Annotated in this window: 18 protein-coding genes; all 18 read right to left on the bottom strand. The window is 66.5% G+C overall.

What is annotated here, in order from left to right:
- Positions 1-3: 3 nt before the first annotated feature.
- Positions 4-420, bottom strand: a complete 417-nt coding sequence (locus tag ACZYRS_RS16435; RefSeq protein WP_463420094.1) for a DUF4149 domain-containing protein — start codon at positions 418-420, stop codon at positions 4-6.
- 24 nt (positions 421-444) lie between these two features.
- Positions 445-921, bottom strand: coding sequence for a transcription elongation factor GreA (gene greA, locus ACZYRS_RS16430; protein ID WP_198788455.1), 477 nt, complete (start codon positions 919-921; stop codon positions 445-447).
- 64 nt (positions 922-985) lie between these two features.
- Complete coding sequence (locus ACZYRS_RS16425) at positions 986-1,855, bottom strand: Kdo hydroxylase family protein (RefSeq protein ID WP_463420093.1); 870 nt, start codon at positions 1,853-1,855, stop codon at positions 986-988.
- A gap of 8 nt (positions 1,856-1,863) precedes the next feature.
- Entirely contained in the window at positions 1,864-5,112 is a 3,249-nt protein-coding gene (carB, locus tag ACZYRS_RS16420) for a carbamoyl-phosphate synthase large subunit (protein ID WP_463420092.1), read from the bottom strand.
- The gene (carA, locus tag ACZYRS_RS16415; protein WP_463420091.1) at positions 5,105-6,307 is read right to left on the bottom strand and encodes a glutamine-hydrolyzing carbamoyl-phosphate synthase small subunit; all 1,203 of its coding nucleotides are present in this window, start codon (positions 6,305-6,307) and stop codon (positions 5,105-5,107) included. The genes carB and carA overlap by 8 nt, the downstream gene beginning before the upstream one ends.
- A gap of 137 nt (positions 6,308-6,444) precedes the next feature.
- Positions 6,445-7,230: a TrmH family RNA methyltransferase gene (locus tag ACZYRS_RS16410; RefSeq protein ID WP_463420090.1), complete on the bottom strand. Its 786-nt coding sequence runs from the start codon at positions 7,228-7,230 to the stop codon at positions 6,445-6,447.
- A 7-nt stretch (positions 7,231-7,237) separates the two neighbouring features.
- A complete protein-coding gene (rnhB, locus tag ACZYRS_RS16405) occupies positions 7,238-7,957 on the bottom strand; it encodes a ribonuclease HII (protein WP_463420089.1) in 720 nt (239 codons plus the stop codon).
- A complete protein-coding gene (gene lpxB / locus ACZYRS_RS16400) occupies positions 7,929-9,077 on the bottom strand; it encodes a lipid-A-disaccharide synthase (RefSeq protein WP_463420088.1) in 1,149 nt (382 codons plus the stop codon). The genes rnhB and lpxB overlap by 29 nt, the downstream gene beginning before the upstream one ends.
- Positions 9,078-9,087: 10 nt before the next feature.
- Positions 9,088-9,876 carry an acyl-ACP--UDP-N-acetylglucosamine O-acyltransferase gene (gene lpxA, locus ACZYRS_RS16395; RefSeq protein ID WP_198788448.1) on the bottom strand — a complete coding sequence of 263 codons (789 nt, stop codon included), beginning with the start codon at positions 9,874-9,876 and terminating at the stop codon, positions 9,088-9,090.
- A gap of 23 nt (positions 9,877-9,899) precedes the next feature.
- Positions 9,900-10,373 (bottom strand): 3-hydroxyacyl-ACP dehydratase FabZ, encoded by a 474-nt coding sequence (fabZ, locus tag ACZYRS_RS16390; RefSeq protein ID WP_463420087.1) that lies wholly within the window; start codon positions 10,371-10,373, stop codon positions 9,900-9,902.
- Positions 10,370-11,347, bottom strand: a complete 978-nt coding sequence (gene lpxD / locus ACZYRS_RS16385) for a UDP-3-O-(3-hydroxymyristoyl)glucosamine N-acyltransferase (protein ID WP_463420086.1) — start codon at positions 11,345-11,347, stop codon at positions 10,370-10,372. The genes fabZ and lpxD overlap by 4 nt, the downstream gene beginning before the upstream one ends.
- A gap of 14 nt (positions 11,348-11,361) precedes the next feature.
- Entirely contained in the window at positions 11,362-11,907 is a 546-nt protein-coding gene (locus tag ACZYRS_RS16380) for an OmpH/Skp family outer membrane protein (protein ID WP_198788445.1), read from the bottom strand.
- A complete protein-coding gene (bamA, locus tag ACZYRS_RS16375; protein ID WP_463420085.1) occupies positions 11,908-14,343 on the bottom strand; it encodes an outer membrane protein assembly factor BamA in 2,436 nt (811 codons plus the stop codon).
- Between the two features lie 39 nt (positions 14,344-14,382).
- Positions 14,383-15,753, bottom strand: a complete 1,371-nt coding sequence (gene rseP / locus ACZYRS_RS16370; RefSeq protein ID WP_463420084.1) for an RIP metalloprotease RseP — start codon at positions 15,751-15,753, stop codon at positions 14,383-14,385.
- 24 nt (positions 15,754-15,777) lie between these two features.
- Positions 15,778-16,965 carry a 1-deoxy-D-xylulose-5-phosphate reductoisomerase gene (gene ispC, locus ACZYRS_RS16365; protein WP_463420083.1) on the bottom strand — a complete coding sequence of 396 codons (1,188 nt, stop codon included), beginning with the start codon at positions 16,963-16,965 and terminating at the stop codon, positions 15,778-15,780.
- A complete protein-coding gene (locus tag ACZYRS_RS16360) occupies positions 16,962-17,807 on the bottom strand; it encodes a phosphatidate cytidylyltransferase (RefSeq protein WP_198787575.1) in 846 nt (281 codons plus the stop codon). Before ACZYRS_RS16360 ends, ispC begins: the two co-directional genes overlap by 4 nt.
- Positions 17,808-17,826: 19 nt before the next feature.
- On the bottom strand, positions 17,827-18,555 hold the full coding sequence (uppS, locus tag ACZYRS_RS16355) for a polyprenyl diphosphate synthase (protein ID WP_463420082.1): 729 nt from the start codon (positions 18,553-18,555) through the stop codon (positions 17,827-17,829).
- Between the two features lie 8 nt (positions 18,556-18,563).
- Positions 18,564-19,124: a ribosome recycling factor gene (gene frr, locus ACZYRS_RS16350; protein WP_198787573.1), complete on the bottom strand. Its 561-nt coding sequence runs from the start codon at positions 19,122-19,124 to the stop codon at positions 18,564-18,566.
- Positions 19,125-19,131 lie beyond the last annotated feature (7 nt).

Raw genomic sequence — 19,131 nt, 5'->3', positions numbered from 1 at the left:
TGGTCAGCGGGCCGGCCGGGCGCCCATGCGCCAGAGCAGCACCAGGGTGCACAGCCATTGGACGACATACATGCCGCTGCCGATGGTGTGCCACAGCTTGAGGTTGTCCCGCGCCAGGATGCGCGGCGCCACGGCGTACTGCTGGAGCAGCGCCAGGAGCAGCGCGCCAAGGACGATGCCGATGGAGGTCATCGTGGCTGCATCCATGCGCTCGTCGGCCTTGCTCCGGAAATGAATCAAGAGGATCAGGCCGCAGCCGATGGCGACCCAGCTCTGCGCCTCGAACAGCTGGCCGGCGAAATTACCCGCGACAGCCGGGTTGCCGAGCTTGGCGAACAGCATCGGCACCACCAGGAAGCCGATCGTCGTGAGGCTGCCCCACCAGAAGGCGGCCAGCAGCAGGGCCAGACGGTCTTTCATCGAAGGCTCTATCGACCTGGTGGATCAGAGGTAGCGAACGGCCACGATCTCGTAGCGCTTGAGGCCGCCCGGGGCCTGCACCTCGGCGGTGTCGCCCTCTTCCTTGCCGATCAGCGCGCGGGCGATCGGGCTGGAGATGTTGATGAGGCCCAGCTTCAGGTCGGCCTCGTCCTCGCCCACGATCTGGTACTTGACGGCTTCGCCCGACTCTTCTTCCTCGAGTTCCACGGTCGAGCCGAACACCACCTTGCCACCGGCATCGAGCTCGGTCGGATCGATGATCTGCGCAGCCGAGAGCTTGCCCTCGACCTCCTGGATGCGGCCCTCGATGAAGCCCTGACGGTCCTTGGCGACCTCGTACTCGGCGTTCTCGCTCAGGTCGCCCTGCGCGCGGGCTTCGGAGATCGCGTTGATGACCCAGGGGCGCTCCACGGTCTTGAGCTGATGCAGTTCGGCGCGCAGCTTTTCGGCACCGCGCTTGGTGATTGGAATGGTGGCCATGTTTGGTTCTCCATAAAGCGAAACCGCCGAACGATGCCGTTCGGCGGTCGATTGGGGGGACAGATCAGACGAGATTGCGTCCGGTCAGCCGGCTCAGGATGGCGAGCGGGCTCGAGTCGGGATTGTATTGCTTCGAAGCGGCCAGATGAAGGGTCTGCTCGAGCATGTACTGGCCGGCCATCACGGCGTGCGAGGTCTGGTCGGAAAAGCACACCCACACCGAGCCCGGCGGAAACTCGGCCTTCTCCTGCGGCGAGGTTTCCTGGTATGCCATGTCCGACTTCATGCCGTCGTGCAGCTGCAGCATCAGGTGGTCGTATTCGCTGCGGAACGACTTGGTCACGTGCAGCGCCTGCAGCAGCCTGGCCTGCCAGCGCATATACGGCTTGGCGCGCGGCAGGAAGCGCCTGGCGATGTCCTCGAAGGGCTCGCCCACGCGCCAGACGCGCGCCGCGCCCTCGGGGTTCACATTGGTGAACACGCGCAGGATGCGCTCGCCGTAATTGGGTCGCGACGGAAACGCATCGACGTGCAGCCGGCGGTCGTCCGCACGCCACGACTGCACGCGCGTCTCGACCTGCGCCGGCCGATAGCTCGTGGGCGCGAGGCGCAGGGCCGGCGTGTAGTGCGGCAGCAGGCCGTGGATCAGCTGCTGCGCCTGCGCGCGAAAGCGCCCCACCATCGCCGCTGCCGTGCGCTGCACCGCCTCGTCGCCGACGGCGCCCTTGAGCTTGCCGTTGGCGTCCAGGCTGATGTTGCGCACATCGGGCGACAGCAGAGCGGGCGTGAGCAGGCTGCGCTCTTCGGGCAGCAGCTCGAAGCCCAGGCGCGGAAAGTACAGCACCTTGCCCGCTTCCAGCGCCGCGATCCACGCCTCGTTGGGCGTGGCCGCGTTCCAGTCGTGGAGGTCGAGTTCGACGAGCTGCGTTTCCATGGCGGCGCTCAGGCTGCAGCGAGCTGCGCGTGCATCTCCTGCACCGAGATCACGCCCAGCTCGTCCATGAAGCCCATGCCCTCGACCGCGGCTTCGGCGCCGAAGATCGTGGTGAAGGTCGTCACGCGCGCCAGCAGTGCCGAGGTGCGGATCTGCCGCGAATCGGTGATCGCGTTGCGGCGCTCTTCCACCGTGTTGATGACCAGCGCAATCTCGTTGTTCTTGATCATGTCCACGATGTGCGGGCGGCCTTCGGTCACCTTGTTCACCGTCGCGCATTCGATGCCCGCGGCGGCAATGGCGGCGGCCGTGCCCTTGGTGGCGATCAGCTCGAAGCCCAGCTTGGCCAGCCCGCGCGCCACTTCGACGGCGCGCGCCTTGTCGTTGTTCTTCACCGAGATGAAGACCTTGCCCGACTTCGGCAGATGCGTGCCGGCACCGATCTGCGACTTCACGAAGGCTTCGCCGAAGGTCTTGCCCACGCCCATCACTTCGCCGGTCGACTTCATCTCGGGGCCGAGGATGGTGTCCACGCCCGGGAACTTGACGAAAGGGAACACGGCTTCCTTCACGCTGAAGTACGGCGGCGTCACTTCCTTGGTCACGCCCTGCGACGCGAGCGACTGGCCGGCCATGCAGCGTGCCGCCACCTTGGCCAGCTGGATGCCGGTGGCCTTGCTCACGTAAGGCACGGTGCGCGATGCGCGCGGGTTCACTTCGAGCACGTAGATGACGTCCTTGCCGTCCTTCTGCTGGATCGCGAACTGCACGTTCATGAGGCCCACCACGTTCAGGGCGGCCGCCATGGCGGCGCTCTGGCGCTTGAGCTCGGCAATGGTCTCGGCGCTCAGGCTGTAGGGCGGCAGCGAGCAGGCGGAGTCGCCCGAGTGCACGCCGGCCTGTTCGATGTGCTCCATCACGCCGCCGATCAGCGTGCCGCCTTCGGCGTCGCGGATGCAGTCGACATCGCACTCGACGGCGTCGTTCAGGAAGCGGTCGAGCAGCACCGGCGAGTCGTTGCTGACCTTGACCGCTTCGCGCATGTAGCGCTCCAGGTCGCGCTGCTCGTGCACGATTTCCATCGCGCGGCCGCCGAGCACGTAGCTCGGGCGCACCACCAGCGGGTAGCCCAGGGCCGCGGCCTTTTCGAGCGCTTCGGGTTCGGTGCGCGCGGTGGCGTTCGGCGGCTGGCGCAGGCCGAGTTCATGCAGCAGCTTCTGGAAGCGCTCGCGGTCTTCGGCCGCATCGATCATGTCGGGCGAGGTGCCGATGATCGGCACGCCATTCGCTTCGAGGTCGAGCGCGAGCTTCAACGGCGTCTGGCCGCCGTACTGCACGATCACGCCGAGTGGCTTTTCCTTGTCGACGATCTCCAGCACGTCTTCGAGCGTCAGCGGCTCGAAGTACAGGCGGTCCGAGGTGTCGTAGTCGGTGGACACGGTCTCGGGGTTGCAGTTGACCATGATGGTCTCGTAGCCGTCCTCGCGCATGGCGAGCGCGGCGTGCACGCAGCAGTAGTCGAACTCGATGCCCTGGCCGATGCGGTTGGGACCGCCGCCGAGCACCATGATCTTCTTCTTGTCCGTCGGGTCGGCCTCGCACTCGTCTTCATAGGTCGAGTACATGTAGGCCGTGTTGGTCGCGAACTCGGCGGCGCAGGTGTCCACGCGTTTGTAGACCGGGCGCACGCCCAGGGCGCGGCGCTTCTCGCGGATGGCCGTGTCGGTGGTCTTGAGCTGCTTGGCCAGGCGGCGGTCGGAGAAGCCCTTTTTCTTCAGCGCGAGCAGCGTGTCCTTGTCGATGTCGTCCAGCGACTTGGTTTCCAGCTCGAGCTCGATCTTCACGATCTCTTCGATCTGCACCAGGAACCACGGGTCGATCTTGGTCAGCGCGAACACTTCATCGACGCTCAGGCCCATGGCGAAGGCATCGCCCACGTACCAGATGCGCTCGGGGCCGGGCTCGCCCAGTTCCTTCTCGAGCACTTCGCGGTCCTGCGTCTTCTCGTTCAGGCCATCGACGCCCACTTCAAGGCCGCGCAGGGCCTTCTGGAACGATTCCTGGAAGGTGCGGCCCATGGCCATGACCTCGCCCACCGACTTCATCTGCGTCGTCAGGCGCGAGTCGGCCTGCGGGAATTTCTCGAACGCGAAACGCGGGATCTTGGTGACCACGTAGTCGATCGACGGTTCGAACGAGGCGGGCGTGGCGCCGCCGGTGATCTCGTTGCGCAGCTCGTCGAGCGTGTAGCCCACGGCCAGCTTGGCCGCGACCTTGGCGATCGGGAAACCCGTGGCCTTGGAGGCCAGCGCCGAGGAGCGCGAGACGCGCGGGTTCATCTCGATGACGACCATGCGGCCGTCCTTCGGGTTGATGGAGAACTGCACGTTCGAGCCGCCGGTATCGACGCCGATCTCGCGCAGCACGGCCAGCGAGGCGTTGCGCAGGATCTGGTATTCCTTGTCGGAGAGCGTCTGTGCCGGGGCCACGGTGATGGAGTCGCCGGTGTGCACGCCCATCGGGTCGAGGTTCTCGATCGAGCAGACGATGATGCAGTTGTCGGCCTTGTCGCGCACGACCTCCATCTCGTACTCTTTCCAGCCGAGCAGCGACTCTTCGATCAGCAGCTCGTTGGTGGGCGAGGCTTCGATGCCGCGCTTGCAGATGGTCTCGAATTCGTCGGGGTTGTAGGCGATGCCGCCGCCCGTGCCGCCGAGCGTGAAGCTGGGGCGGATCACAGTCGGAAAGCCCAGCGTCTTCTGCACGGCCCAGGCTTCGTCCATCGTGTGCGCGATGCCCGAGCGGGCCGAACCGAGACCGATCTTGGTCATCGCGTCCTTGAACTTCAGGCGGTCCTCGGCCTTGTCGATGGCTTCGGGCGTCGCGCCGATGAGCTCGACCGGCTTGCCGGTGGACGCGCCCGTGTACTTGTCGAGCACGCCGTTGCGCCAGAGGTCCAGCGCGCAATTCAGCGCGGTCTGTCCGCCCATGGTGGGCAGGATCGCGTCGGGGCGCTCCTTGGCGATGATCTTCTCGACCGTCTGCCAGGTGATGGGCTCGATGTAGGTGACGTCAGCCGTGGCCGGGTCGGTCATGATCGTGGCGGGGTTGCTGTTGATCAGGATGACCTTGTAGCCCTCTTCGCGCAGCGCCTTGCAGGCCTGCACGCCGGAGTAGTCGAACTCGCAGGCCTGGCCGATGATGATCGGGCCGGCGCCGATGATGAGGATCGATTTGAGGTCTGTGCGCTTAGGCATTCGTGCTCTCCGTTTTTTCCGTCTTTTCTGTCTTGTTCTTTTCCATCAGTGCCGTGAAGCGATCGAACAGGTAGCCGATGTCGTGCGGACCCGGCGAGGCTTCCGGGTGCCCCTGGAAGCAGAACGCGGGCTTGTCGGTGCGCGCCAGCCCCTGCAGCGTGTTGTCGAACAGGCTGATGTGCGTGGGACGCAGGTTGGCCGGCAGCGACTTCTCGTCCACCGCGAAGCCGTGGTTCTGGCTGGTGATGCTCACGCGGCCGTTGTCCAGGTCCTTCACCGGGTGGTTCGCGCCATGGTGGCCGAACTTCATCTTGAAGGTCTTGGCGCCCGAGGCGAGCGCCATGATCTGGTGACCGAGGCAAATGCCGAAGGTCGGAATGCCGGTCTCGATCAGTTCCTTGACGGCGCTGATGGCGTAGTCGCAGGGCTCTGGGTCGCCGGGGCCGTTGGCCAGGAAGATGCCGTCGGGTTTGAGCTTGAGCACGTCGGCGGCCGGGGTCTGCGCCGGCACGACAGTGATGCGCGCGCCGCGCTGCGCGATCATGCGCAGGATGTTCTTCTTGACGCCGTAGTCGAAGGCGACGACGTGGAATTTCGGCGTGATCTGCACGCCATAACCCGCGCCGAGCTTCCACTCGGTTTCGGTCCATTCGTAGGTCTCGGTGACCGACACCACCTTGGCGAGGTCCAGGCCCGCCATGCTCGGCGCGGCCTTGGCGGCGGCGACCGCCTTGTCGACGAGCGCCTGCGTCACCGCTTCGCCTTCGGTCAGGCCCAGGATGCAGCCGTTCTGCGCGCCGTGGGTGCGCAGGTGCCGCGTGAGCTTGCGGGTGTCGATGTTCGCGATGGCCACCGTCTTGCCGGCCACGAGGTATTCGCTCAGCGTGGCGGTCTGGCGGAAGTTGGAGGCGACGAGGGGCAGGTCCTTGATGATCAGGCCCGCGGCATGGATCTTGTCGGCTTCGATGTCTTCCCCGTTGACGCCGTAGTTGCCGATGTGCGGATACGTCAAGGTGACGATCTGCTGGCAGTAGCTCGGGTCGGTGAGGATTTCCTGGTAACCGGTCATGGCGGTGTTGAACACCACCTCACCGGTCGTGGAGCCGGCGGCTCCGATCGAATTGCCTTGAAAGACCGTGCCGTCTGCGAGCGCCAGGATGGCGGGCGGGAAACTTCCCTTGAGAGACAAAAGCACTGGGTTCTCCGGATGGTTACGGTCGCCCGGAGCCCCAGGCGCGTTGCCTGCGGACTTGCTTCAAGGGGATTTTGGCGTTAAAGGCGGCCGGGCGACGCTATTGCGAGTAAGCCCCCGATTGTAGCCCGGACTGGGGCCTATCCGGCCTGAAGGGCCGCTCCGCTCGCATGCAGGCAGATGGCGGCGGCGGCGGCCACGTTCAGCGACTCCTCGCCGCCGGGCTGGGCGATGCGGATGTGATGGGTCGCCCGAGCCTCCAGCGCGGGGGAAACGCCCTGCCCCTCATGGCCCATCAGCCAGGCGCAGGGGTACGGCAGTCGGGTCTTGTGCAGCCACTCGCCGTGGTGCGAACTGGTGGCGACCAAGGGGATTTTCAACGCGTCCAGCGCATCGGCTTCGACGCCTTCGATCAGCCGCAGGCCGAAATGGGCACCCATGCCGGCGCGCAGCACCTTCGGCGCCCAGAGCGCGGCCGTGCCCTTGAGCGCGATCACCTGTGTGAAGCCAAAAGCGGCAGCGCTGCGCAGGATGGAGCCGGCGTTGCCGGCGTCCTGCAGGCGGTCGAGCACCACGCTCGGGGCGTCGGGGATCAACTCGGGCCGCGCCGGCTGATCGAGCACGAAGCCCATCGGCGCCGGCGATTCCAGCCCGCTCACGCCGCGCAGCAAATCGTCGGCGACAACTACGGTTTTGATAGCACTCGCGCCCCATTCCGCTGGGGCAGTCGGCCAGAAAGACTCTGAAAACACCGCGATCGCCGGTTTGACGCCGCGCGCCAGCGCCGCGCGGCACAGGTGATCGCCTTCGAGCCAGATCCGGCCCAGCTTCCGGTAGGCGCCCGGATCCTGGGCGAGCTTGCGCAGGTCCTTGAGCAGCGGGTTGTCGCGCGAGCTGATGTGGCTCGCGCCGGCGTCGGTCGTCATCGGCGGATCAGGGCGCGGCGCGCAGGTCGAGGTGCACGGTCTCGACCGTCGCGATCACCATCGGCATCGCCGTTTGCGTTTCGATGACCAGGGACGCGCCGGCCGCCGTTCGCGTCAGCGCCGCGGCCACCGGACTGAACGACCGGCGGTGATGCACGCAGGCGCCGTGTTTCAGCAGCGCCTCGAGGTGCTCTGGCGTGCCGTAGCCCTTGTGGCCGGCAAAACCGTAGTGCGGGAATTCGGTGTGCAGTTGCTCGCACAGCCGGTCGCGATGGACCTTGGCCAGGATCGACGCGGCCGAAATCGCCTTGATGAGCGCATCGCCCTTGACCACGGCTTCGGCCAGCACGTCCAGCGTCGGCAGGCGATTGCCGTCGACCAGCACCTTGGCGGGCTTCAGGCGCAGGCCCTCTACGGCGCGGCGCATGGCGATCATCGTGGCCTGCAGGATGTTGTGGGTGTCGATTTCCTCGACGCTCGCCTGCGCGATGGAGCAGCACAGGGCCTTGGCGAGGATCTGGTCGTGCAGGCGTTCGCGCTGCAGCGCCGTGAGGGTCTTGGAATCGGCGAGGCCGCGGATCGGTCGCGTGTCGTCGAGGATCACCGCCGCGGCCACCACGGGGCCCGCCAGCGGGCCGCGGCCGGCCTCGTCGACGCCCGCGAGCAGTCCCGGCGCGTCCCACACGAGGCGGGCCTGCTCAGCCTTCAAGAACTTTCTGGATCGCATCGGCGCAAAGTGTCGGCGTATCGCGCTGCAATTGCACGTGCAGCTCGGAAAATCTTTGTTGCAGGGCCTGCGTCTTTTCGGGCGCGTCGAGCCAGGCCAGCGTGGCTTGGGCCAGCGCTTCGGGCGTGGCGGCTTCCTGCAGCAACTCGGGCACCACGAACTCGCGGCAGAGGATATTGGGCAATCCGACCCACGGCTGCAACTGCTTGCGCTGCATCAGTCGCCACGAGAGCCCGTTCATGTTGTACGCGATGACCATCGGCCGCTTGAAGAGCGCCGCCTCCAGCGTGGCGGTGCCGCTGGCGATCAGCGTGACGTCGCAGGCGGCCAGCGCGGCGTGCGACTGGCCGTCGAGCAGCTTGACCCGGCCCGCCATGCCGCTCGCCTGGAGCAAGGCGTCGACCTCGGCACGAAGGCTGGGGATGATGGGCGCGATGAACTGGAGCGCGGGCCGCGCCTTCTGCATCAGCGCGGCGGCCGCGAAGAAACGGGCGGCCAGGTAGCGGATCTCGGAGCGGCGGCTGCCCGGCAGCAAGGCGACGACCTGCGCATCGGGCGCCAGGCCCAGCGCGGCGCGCGCCGCGGCGCGGTCGGGCGTCATCGGGATCACGTTGGCGATCGGATGCCCCACGTAGCTCGCGGCCACGCCCTGCTTTTCGAGCAGCTCGGGCTCGAACGGGAAGATGCACAGCACATGGTCGGCGGCCGCCCGGATCTTCTCGATGCGCTTGGGGCGCCAGGCCCAGATCGAGGGGCAGACGAAATGCACGGTCTTGATGCCCTGGCTGCGCAGGCCCGCTTCGAGATCGAGGTTGAAATCGGGCGCATCGACGCCGATGAAGAGCGCGGGCCGCTCCTGCAGCAGCCGCGCCTTGAGCTGGCGGCGGATGCCGGCGATTTCGGCGTAGTGCCGCAGCACTTCGATGTAGCCGCGCACCGCGAGCTTTTCCTGCGGCCACCAGCTCTGGAAGCCGTGCGCGAGCATGCGGGGGCCGCCGATGCCGGCGGTCTGGAGGTCGGGCCAGCGGGCCTGCAGGCCGTCGAGCAGAAGCCCTGCGAGCAGGTCGCCGGACGCTTCGCCCGCGACCAGCGCGAAGCGTCGCTGTTCGGCTGTCTGCATCGGCGTCACGTCAACGCGCGATGCCGCGCGTGGAGCTGGCGAGGAAGGATTCCATCAAGGCAACGTCTGCCGCCGCCTCTGGCATCTCGGCGGTCAGCGCGGCGATGCCTGCGCGCGCCTCTTCGAGCGTCTTGCCCTGGCGGTACAGCAGCTTGTGCATCTGCTTGACCGCCGCGAGCCGCTGCGCCGAGAAATCGCGCCGGCGCAAGCCCACGACATTGAAGCCGCGAACCGCCAGCGGATTGCCGTCGACCAGCATGAAGGGCGGCACGTCCTGCGAAACCGCGCTCGCGAAGCCGACCATGGCGTGCGCGCCGACCGAGACGAACTGATGGATACCGGTGAGCCCGCCGACCGTGACCCAGTCGGCCAGGTGCACGTGGCCCGCGAGCGTCGTGTTGTTGGCCAGCGTGGTGTGGTTGTCGACATGGCAGTCGTGCGCGATGTGCGTGTACGCCATGATCCAGTTGTCGTTGCCCACGCGGGTCACGCCCCCTGCCCCCGGCACGCCGAGGTTGAAGGTGCAGAACTCGCGAATGACATTGCGGTCGCCGATGACCAGTTCGGTCGGCTCGCCCGCGTATTTCTTGTCCTGCGGGATCGCGCCGAGGGACGAGAACTGGAAGATCCGGTTGTCGCGCCCGATGGTCGTGCGCCCCTCGATCACGCAGTGCGCACCGATGGTGGTGCCCGCCCCGACGCGCACGTGCGGGCCGATGACGGTGTAGGGCCCGACCGAGACCGAGGCGTCGAGTTGTGCCTGGGGGTCGACGAGCGCTGTCGAATGAACCTGGGTCATGCCTTGAAGTGACAGGGGCCGGGTCAGCTGATCTGGCGCATCGCGCACATCAGCGTGGCTTCGCAGGCCAGTTCGCTGCCTACCAGCGCGCGGCCCTTGAACTTGGAGATGCCGGCCTTCATGCGTTCGATCTCGACTTCCAGCGTGAGCTGGTCGCCGGGTTCCACGGGGCGCTTGAAGCGCGCGCCGTCAATGGCGGCGAAGTAGTAGACGGTGTTGTCGTCGGGCACGATGTCCAGCGAGTGGAACGACAGCAGGGCCGCGGCCTGCGCCATGGCTTCGAGCATCAGCACGCCCGGCATCACCGGACGGTGCGGGAAGTGGCCGTTGAAGAACGGCTCGTTCATCGTCACGTTCTTGAGCGCCGTGATGCGCTTGCCCTTTTCCATGTCCAGCACGCGGTCCACCAGCAGGAACGGGTAGCGGTGGGGGAGCAGCTTGAGGATTTGATGGATATCGAGCGTCGTCATGATTTTCTGTTCCTGCATCGTCGTCATTTTTTCGGGGGAGCCTTCTCCAGCGCCTTCAGTCGTTCGCGCAGGCTGTGCAACTGCTTGAGCGTTGCCGCATTTTTTTCCCAGCTCGCATTGTCATCGATGGGAAACATGCCGGTGTACTGGCCGGCCTTGTGAATCGATCGGGTCACGGTGGTCGCGGCGGACACGTGCACGCCGTCGGCCACCGTCAGATGGCCCAGCACGATGGCGCCGCCGCCGAAGGTGCAGTTGGCCCCGATGGTGGCGCTGCCGGCCACACCGACGCAGCCCGCCATGGCGGTGTTCTTGCCGACGCGCACGTTGTGGCCGATCTGGATCAGGTTGTCGAGCTTCACGCCGTCTTCGATCACGGTGTCGTCCAGCGCGCCGCGGTCGATGCAGGTGTTGGCGCCGATCTCCACGTCGTTGCCGATGCGCACCGCGCCCAGCTGCTCGATCTTGACCCAGGCGCCCTGGTGCAGCGCCAGGCCGAAGCCATCGGCGCCGATCACCACGCCCGGGTGCAGCAGGCAGCGATCGCCGATCGTGCAGTCTTCGCTGACCGTCACGCGCGACTTGAGCACCGTGCCCGCGCCGATCCGTGCGCCCCGCTCCACCACGCAGAGCGCGCCGATGCGGGCCGTCGCGTCGACGTGCGCTTCCGTATGGATCACGGCGGACGGGTGGATGAGATCGGCCTCCGGGCGCGCGTGGTGCGCCTTCCAGAGCTGCGTCAGGCGCGCAAAGTAGAGGTAGGGGTCGGGCGTGACGATGAACGCGCCCCGCGCGGCAGCGGCCTCCTGCATGGCAGGCGACACGATCACGCAGGCGGCCTTGGAGGCCGCCAGTTCCTGCTGGTATTTGGGATGGCTCAGGAAACTGAGCGCATCAGGCTGCGCATTCTGGAGCGGCGAGAGCCGCTCGATGGACAGCGTGGCATCACCATGAAGCTCGCCCCCCAGGGCGTCAACGATGGCTCCGAGCTGCAGCGACACGCCGGTTCGCGGCGTTACTTGCCGGCCGCGGGCGCTGTGGAGCCGACCGACGCGTTCAGCGCCTTGATCACCTTGTCGGTGATGTCGTGCTTCGGATTGATGTAGATCGCTTCCTGCAGGATGGCGTCGTACTTTTCAGCTTCGGCCACCTGCTTCACGACGCGGTTGGCGCGTTCGTAGACCTGCTGGAGCTCTTCGTTCTTGCGCGCATTCAGGTCTTCCTGGAACTCGCGGCGACGGCGCTGGAATTCGCGGTCCTGGTCGATCAACGCTTTCTGGCGCGTTGCCCGCTGGCTTTCGGAGATGGTCGGCGCTTCGCGCTCGAACCGCTCCGAGGCCGTCTTCAGTGCGTCGCCTTGCGCGGTCAGGTCCTTCTCGCGCTTGAGGAACTCGGCTTCCAGCTTCGCCTGGGCTGCCTTGGCCGGCTGCGCTTCACGCAGCACGCGGTCCGGATTCACGAAGCCGATGCGAAAGGTTTCCTGCGCCTGTGCAGGCGCAGCCACGATCGCGAAAGCGGGAATCAACAACGCGCCAGCCGCGGCGCGAATCAAATGCTTCATTTAGAAAGACGTTCCGATCTGGAATTGCAAGCGCTGGATTCTATCCTTCGGGATCACGATGAAGCCGGTGTTCGGATCGAGCACTTCCTTTTGCGACTTGACGGGGAAAGCGTACGCAAGGCGCAGCGGGCCCAATGGCGAAATCCAGCTGATACCGAGGCCGACCGAGGCGCGCAACTTCTTCTGCGCCTTGTACTGCTCGTCGGTCAGGCCCGGTGCGCGCGAGCCGAACACGTTGCCCACGTCGAAGAAGCCGTACAGGCGCAGGGTCCGGTCGTTGCCGGCACCCGGGAACGGCGTGCTGAGCTCGGCGTTGAAGACCGCCTTCTTGGTACCGCCCAGTGCGGCACCTTCGGTCTGGCCGAGCAACGGCACGTCGCGCGGACCGAGCGAGTTCTGCTCGAAACCACGGATCGAACCGAGACCGCCCGCATAGAAGTTCTTGAAGATCGGGTAGACCTTGCTGCCCAGGGCCTTCGCGTAGCCCACATCGCCGTTGATGGCGAAGGTGTACTGCTTGTTGATCGCGAAGAACTGCTGGTACTGGTAGTTCGTCTTGACGTATTGCATGTCGCCAGCGGCGCCGACTTCGAGGTTGGCACGCTGCAGGCGACCGGTCGTCGGGATCAGCGCGCTGTCCCGGCTGTCGCGGCCCCAGCCAACGGTGAGAGGCACGCCCCACACGCTCTTCTGGTCGCAACCGGTCACGAACAGGCCCGTCGCATCTTTCTGGCACTGGAAGTAGCGAAGGTAGGACGGCGGCGTGTAGAGCCCGGAGAACGAGGTCGAGGTGTTCGGATCGAACGCATACCGCTCGAGCCCGATGCCAAAGAAGATCGTGTCGACTTCGCTGAACGGCACGCCGAAACGGATGGACGCGCCCTGGTTCACCAGCTTGTAGTCGCCGTCGATGTTGGTCGAGTACGGTCGCGTGGTCGTGTGATAGACGCTGATCGTGCGCGAGATGCCGTCCTTCGTGAAGTACGGATCGGTGGTGGTCAGCGACAGCGTGCGGTTGTACTTGCTGGTGTTGACCGACACGCCCAGGAAATTGCCCGAGCCGAACACGTTTTCCTGCGAGATGCCGAAGGTCAGCGCGACCTTTTCCGCGCTCGAGTAACCGGCACCCAGCTGCAGGCTGCCGGTGGGCTTTTCAGCCACGTTGACGGTCAGGTCCACCTGGTCGGGCGAGCCGGGCACTTCCTGGGTCTCGACGTTCACTTCGGTGAAGAAGCCCAGGCGGTCCACGCGGTCGCGCGAGAGCTTGATCTTGTCGCCGTCGTACCAGGAGGCCTCGAACTGGCGGAACTCGCGGCGGATCACTTCGTCGCGGGTCTTGTTGTTGCCGCCGACGGACACGCGGCGCACGTACACGCGGCGCGAAGGCTCGGCCTGCAGCGTGAGCGTGACGCGGTTGTTGACGCGGTCGATATCGGGCACGGCCTGCACGCGGGCGAAGGCGTAGCCGAAGGTGCCGAAATAGTCGCTGAACGCCTTGGTGGTTTCCGTGACCAGTTCGCCGTTGTAGGGCTCGCCGGGCTTGATGGTGATCAGCGACTTGAATTCGTCGTCGCGGCCCAGGTAGTTGCCGTTGAGCTTGACGCCGGCCACCACGAACTTCTCGCCTTCGGTGATGTTGACCGTGACCGACAGGTCCTTGCGGTCCGGCGAGATGGCCACCTGGGTCGAATCGATGCGAAACTCGAGGTAGCCGCGCGTGATGTAGTACGAACGCAGGGTTTCGAGGTCGGCGTTGAGCTTGGCGCGCGAGTACTGGTTGGACTTGGTGTACCAGCTCATGAAGCCGCCGCTGTCCTGATCGAACAGGCTCAGCAGCGTCGATTCGCTGAAGGCCTTGCCGCCGACGATGTGGACTTCGCGGATGCGCGCCGAATCGCCTTCGGTGACGGTGAACGTCAGGTTGACGCGGTTGCGCTCGATGGGCGTGACGGTCGTCACGACCTGCGCGTTGTAGAGGCTGCGGCTCACGTACTGGCGCTTGAGCTCCTGCTCCGCACGATCGGCCAGCGCCTTGTCGTAGGGACGGCCATCGGTGAGGCCCACTTCGCGCAGTGCCTTCTGCAGCGCTGCCTTGTCGAATTCCTTGGTGCCGACGAAATCGACGTCCGCGATGGTCGGGCGCTCTTCGACGATCACCACCAGCACGTTGCCGTTCACGTCGATGCGGACGTCCTTGAACAACCCCAGGTCGAACAGCGCGCGAATGGCGGCCGAGCCGCGTTCGTCGCTGTAGGTATCGCCCACGCGCACTGGCAGCGACGCGAAGATCGTGCCGGCCTCGACGCGTTGCAAGCCTTCGACGCGAATGTCGCGCACCGTGAAAGGCTCGACGGCCCAGGCTGCCGTGGCTGCAAGTGCGCTGGCGACCACCGCGACAACGCTACGCAGGCGAAAGCGATTGGAGTTTTTGTTCATCTGAGAATTGAGCCGGCACGGAAAGGGCCGGGCAGAAAGTTAACCAAAGAGCCGCGTGACGTCGTTGAAGAGTGCGACCGACATCATGACCAGCAACAAGGCGACACCGCCGCGCTGAAGCCGTTCCATCCAGGCGTCAGAGACGCTTTTGCCGGTCAGGCCCTCCCAAAGATAATACATCAGGTGTCCCCCATCGAGGACCGGCAGCGGCATGAGATTGAGCACGCCCAGGCTCACGCTGATGACCGCCAGGAAGATCAGGTACTGGGTCAGGCCGAGGCTCGCGGACTTGCCCGCGTAGTCGGCAATGGTCAGCGGGCCGCTCAGGTTCTTGAGCGAGGCCTGTCCGGTCACCATCTTGACCATCATGCGGACGGTCAATGCGGACATCTCCCATGTGCGCACCACGCCGCGCCAGACGCCGTCGACCGGGCCCTGGCGCACCGTCACCATGTCGGGCGGCGCGCCGACGTAGGCGCCGATGCGGCCGACCTTCGCGGCGCCCTCCTCGCGCACCTCGGGCTTCACTTGGAGCGAGAGCGGCTGGCCGTCACGCTGGATTTGCCAGGCCTGGGTACGCGGCTGGCTGCCGTCGACCGACGCGCGGATCACCTCGCGCAGTTGCTGTCCGTCGTAGATGGCCGTATTGCCGACGGCGCGCACCAAGTCGCCCTTGCGCAGGCCCGCCTGCTCGCCGGCGCTGCCGGCCATGACGTCGCCGATCTCCGGCCGGGTCAGCGGGGCGAGGATGCCGATCTTGCGGAACATCTGCGGATCGGCGTCCTTGGCCTCCATCCGGCTCAATGGCAGCACGAGCTGGCGCGCGGGCTTGCCGTCTTCGCCGGCCACTTCGAGCGTCAGATCGCGGGCGTCGAGGGCGCCCTGCGTCATGCGCCAGCGCAGGTCCTCGAAGGACTGGACCGGCGTCAGATCGCCGTCGAAGCCGGCGCGCGTGATGTGTTCACCGCCGCGCAGGCCCGCAGCCTCGGCCAGCGAAGCCGCCACCGGCTGCGCGAGCCTTGCGACCGGCTCTTCCACGCCGATCCAGTTGACGGCCGTGTAGAGCACGATCGCCAGCAACAGGTTGGCGATGGGGCCCGCCGCCACGATGGCAGCGCGCGAACGCAGAGGCTGGGTGTTGAAGGCCCGATGCCGCTCCTCGGGCGCCACCGGCCCCTCGCGCTCGTCGAGCATCTTGACGTAGCCGCCCAGCGGAAAGGCGGCGATGACGAATTCGGTCTGCTGCCCCGGGTGCTGGCGCTTGGGCTGCCAACGGAACAGCGCCTTGCCGAAGCCGACCGAGAAGCGCTCCACCTTGACGCCGCAGGCGACGGCCACGCGGTAGTGACCGTATTCATGCACCGCGATCAGGACGCCGAGTGCAACCACGAAGGCTATGACAGTGAGCATCGGATCCTCTGCGAATGGAGAAAGTCAGGCCGCGAAACGCAGCGCCGCGGCATTGGCGGCCGCCCGGGCGCTGGCGTCGAGCGCCAGCAGGTCGGCCAGCGATGCCGGCTTGGAGGGGGCGACGGTTTCCAAAGTTTCCATGTTGACCGCGTGAATGCGGTCGAAACGCAGGCGCCGGTCCAGAAAAGCCTCCACGGCGACCTCGTTGGCCGCGTTGAGCACCGCCGTCGTGCCCGGTGCGGCGCGCAACGCATGCCACGCAAGACCCAGGCCGGGGAAGAGTGCCGCGTCGGGCGCGTCGAAGGTCAGCGACGCCATCTGGCGGAAATCGAGCCGCGCCGCCCCGCTCTCGATGCGCTCGGGCCAGGCCAGGCCGACCGCGATCGGTACCCGCATGTCGGGCGTGCCGAGCTGGGCGATGACCGAAGCGTCGGTGAACTGCACCATCGAGTGCACCACGCTCTGCGGATGGATGACGACCTCGATCTGCTCGGGCGAGACGCCGAACAGGTGGCGCGCCTCGATCACCTCGAGCGCCTTGTTCATCATCGTGGCCGAGTCGACCGAGATCTTGCGGCCCATGACCCAGTTCGGATGGGCGCAGGCCTGCTCGGGCGTCACGGCGCCCAGAGAGCCGGGCGAACGGGTGAGGAACGGGCCGCCTGAAGCGGTCAGGATGATCTTGTCGATGCGCCGCGCCCAGGTGGATGGGTCCTCGGGCAGCGACTGGAAGATGGCCGAATGCTCGCTGTCGATGGGCAGCAGCGTGGCGCCGCCCTCTCGCACCGTGCGCATGAACAGTTCGCCGCCGACGACCAGCGCCTCCTTGTTGGCCAGCAGAAGGCGCTTGCCGGCGCGCGCCGCGGCCAGGCACGGCCCAAGCCCGGCAGCGCCGACGATGGCGGCCATGACGGCATCCACGTCGTCGTGCGAAGCTATGTTTTCAATAGCATCCGGGCCCATCAGCACGCGCGTCTTCAGGCCGCTTTGCTTGAGCTTCTCGGCGAGCATTTCGGCGTGCGGCGCGCTCGCCATGACGGCGAACTGCGGCGAGAACTGCGCGCACTGCGCGAGCATTTCGTCCACTTTGGTGGCGGCGGACAGCGCGAACACCTCGAAGCGCTCGGGGTGCCGCGCAATGACATCGAGCGTGCTGACGCCGACCGATCCGGTCGAGCCCAGCACCGTGACGCGTTGTTTGGGAGTGTTCACAGGAAGGCCAGCATCATGGCAATGGGAAGTGCCGGCAAGAGGGCATCCACGCGGTCGAGCACGCCGCCGTGGCCGGGGAGCAGCCGGCTGCTGTCCTTGGCGCCGGCGCTGCGCTTGATCAGCGATTCGACGAGGTCGCCGACGACGCTCATCGCAGCGAGAAACACCGCGCCGATCAGCAGCAGCCACCAGCCGCGTTCGTTCAGGCGGGTGTAGAGGCTGGGCACCGTCGCGCCGAAGTAGCGGTCGGCCCAGACCCAGGCAAAGGCCAGCACAACGACGCCGATCATTCCGCCCCACACGCCTTCCCAGCTCTTGCCCGGGCTGATGGCCGGGGCCAATTTGCCGCGCGTGAACTTCAGGCCGAAGGCGCGGCCCGCGAAATAGGCGAACACGTCCGCCACCCAGACCAGCACCAGGATCGACAGCAGGAAGTTGATGCCGACCATGCGGGCTTGCACCGCGGCCAGCCACGCGACCCACAGCGCCAGCAGGCCGCCCACCAGGCGCAGCCCGCGCGGAATGCGGGGCCAGCCCGGCACCGCCACGCGCAGCAGCGCCGCGCCGCCGAGCACCCAGGCCGCGCTCGCCAGGGTCCACATGAGGACCAGCGGCTGCTCCAGCAGCCCCAGCCACCACGAAAGTCCGCAGAGCACCACCATCTCGGCGCCGAGGAACAGCGACATGCCCTGCCCGTAGCCGTTCAGGCGCCCCCATTCCCACGCGGCCGCGCCGATCAGCACCAGCATCACGCAGGCGAAGGGAATGTAGTGTCGATAGAACAGCGCTGGCAGCAGGATCGCGAGCAGCACGATCGCCGTGAGGATGCGTTGTTTGAGCATGCGGGAGGTTGTAGGGTCTTCAGGCCGCAGCCGTCGAGACCTGTGCCGAGGTTTGGCCGAAGCGGCGCTCGCGGCTCTGGAATGCGGCGATGGCCTCGTCCAGCGCGGCCTCGTCGAACTCGGGCCAGAGCTTGTCGCTGAAGAAGAGCTCAGCGTAGGCGCTTTGCCAGAGCAGGAAATTCGACAGCCGCTGCTCGCCGCCGGTGCGGATGAACAGGTCGGGGTCGGGCACGTGGGCCAGCGCCATCGCGCGGTCCATGTTCATCTCGGTCATCGGAAGGCCCTGCGCGGCCAGCTTGGCCGCGGCCTGCGCGATGTCCCAGCGCCCACCGTAGTTGAAGCAGATGTTGAGCACGAGCCGCGTGTTGTGCGCCGTGCTCGCCTCGGCTTCGACCAGCGCGGCCACCATCTTGGCGGAAAGGCCCGCGCGCTCGCCGACGAAATGCAGCCGCACGCCGTCGCGGCTCAGGCGCGGCACCTCGCGCGCGAGTGCGCCCACCATCAGTTCCATCAGCCCGGAGACTTCTTCGGGGGGACGGTTCCAGTTCTCCGAGGAAAACGCAAACACGGTGAGCACGCCCACGCCGCGATCGGCACAGGCCTTAACGCAGCGCCGCAGCGATTCGACGCCCTGCTTGTGCCCCGCCACGCGGGGCATGAACCGCCGCGTCGCCCAGCGGCCGTTGCCGTCCATGACGATGGCAACGTGGTGCGGAATGCGCGGCAGTGACGGCGGCGAAGAGGCCATGACGGGCCTCAAACGGCCATGATCTCCGCTTCTTTCGCCGCGACCAGGCGGTCGATTTCCGCGATATGGCGGTCGGTGACCTTCTGGATGTCGGCCTCGGCGCGCTTCTGGTCGTCCTCGGACGCCAGCTTGTCCTTCACCAGCTTCTTGACCGCTTCGTTCGCGTCGCGGCGCAGGTTACGCGTGGCGACCTTGGCGGTTTCGCCTTCGTTGCGGACCAGCTTGGTCATTTCCTTGCGGCGCTCTTCGCTCATGGCGGGCAGCGGCACGCGGATCAGGTCGCCCATCGACGCCGGGTTCAGCCCCAGGTCGCTTTCGCGGATAGCCTTCTCGATCTTGGCGCCCATGCCCTTTTCCCAGGGCTGGACGCTGATGGTGCGCGAGTCGAGCACCGACACGTTGGCCACCTGGCTGAGCGGCACTTGCGAGCCGTAGTACTCGACGTGGATCGAGTCGAGCAGCGCCGAGTTGGCGCGGCCGGTACGGATCTTGGTGAGGTTGTTCTGGAATGCGGCGAGCGACTGATTCATCTTCGCGTCGGTCGCACTGCGGATGTCTGCAATGGTCATCTCAAAT

It is taken from the genome of Variovorax sp. AC194 (genome assembly GCF_979257995.1).
This window is presented reverse-complemented; position numbering and strand designations above follow the sequence as displayed.

Coding starts and splice junctions, on each gene's coding strand:
- ACZYRS_RS16435 (WP_463420094.1), bottom strand. CDS start 420: ATGAAAGACCGTCTGGCCCTGCTGCTGGCCGCCTTCTGGTGGGGCAGC.
- greA (WP_198788455.1), bottom strand. CDS start 921: ATGGCCACCATTCCAATCACCAAGCGCGGTGCCGAAAAGCTGCGCGCC.
- ACZYRS_RS16425 (WP_463420093.1), bottom strand. CDS start 1,855: ATGGAAACGCAGCTCGTCGAACTCGACCTCCACGACTGGAACGCGGCC.
- carB (WP_463420092.1), bottom strand. CDS start 5,112: ATGCCTAAGCGCACAGACCTCAAATCGATCCTCATCATCGGCGCCGGC.
- ACZYRS_RS16410 (WP_463420090.1), bottom strand. CDS start 7,230: ATGACGACCGACGCCGGCGCGAGCCACATCAGCTCGCGCGACAACCCG.
- rnhB (WP_463420089.1), bottom strand. CDS start 7,957: ATGCGATCCAGAAAGTTCTTGAAGGCTGAGCAGGCCCGCCTCGTGTGG.
- lpxB (WP_463420088.1), bottom strand. CDS start 9,077: ATGCAGACAGCCGAACAGCGACGCTTCGCGCTGGTCGCGGGCGAAGCG.
- lpxA (WP_198788448.1), bottom strand. CDS start 9,876: ATGACCCAGGTTCATTCGACAGCGCTCGTCGACCCCCAGGCACAACTC.
- fabZ (WP_463420087.1), bottom strand. CDS start 10,373: ATGACGACGATGCAGGAACAGAAAATCATGACGACGCTCGATATCCAT.
- ACZYRS_RS16380 (WP_198788445.1), bottom strand. CDS start 11,907: ATGAAGCATTTGATTCGCGCCGCGGCTGGCGCGTTGTTGATTCCCGCT.
- bamA (WP_463420085.1), bottom strand. CDS start 14,343: ATGAACAAAAACTCCAATCGCTTTCGCCTGCGTAGCGTTGTCGCGGTG.
- rseP (WP_463420084.1), bottom strand. CDS start 15,753: ATGCTCACTGTCATAGCCTTCGTGGTTGCACTCGGCGTCCTGATCGCG.
- ACZYRS_RS16360 (WP_198787575.1), bottom strand. CDS start 17,807: ATGCTCAAACAACGCATCCTCACGGCGATCGTGCTGCTCGCGATCCTG.
- uppS (WP_463420082.1), bottom strand. CDS start 18,555: ATGGCCTCTTCGCCGCCGTCACTGCCGCGCATTCCGCACCACGTTGCC.
- frr (WP_198787573.1), bottom strand. CDS start 19,124: ATGACCATTGCAGACATCCGCAGTGCGACCGACGCGAAGATGAATCAG.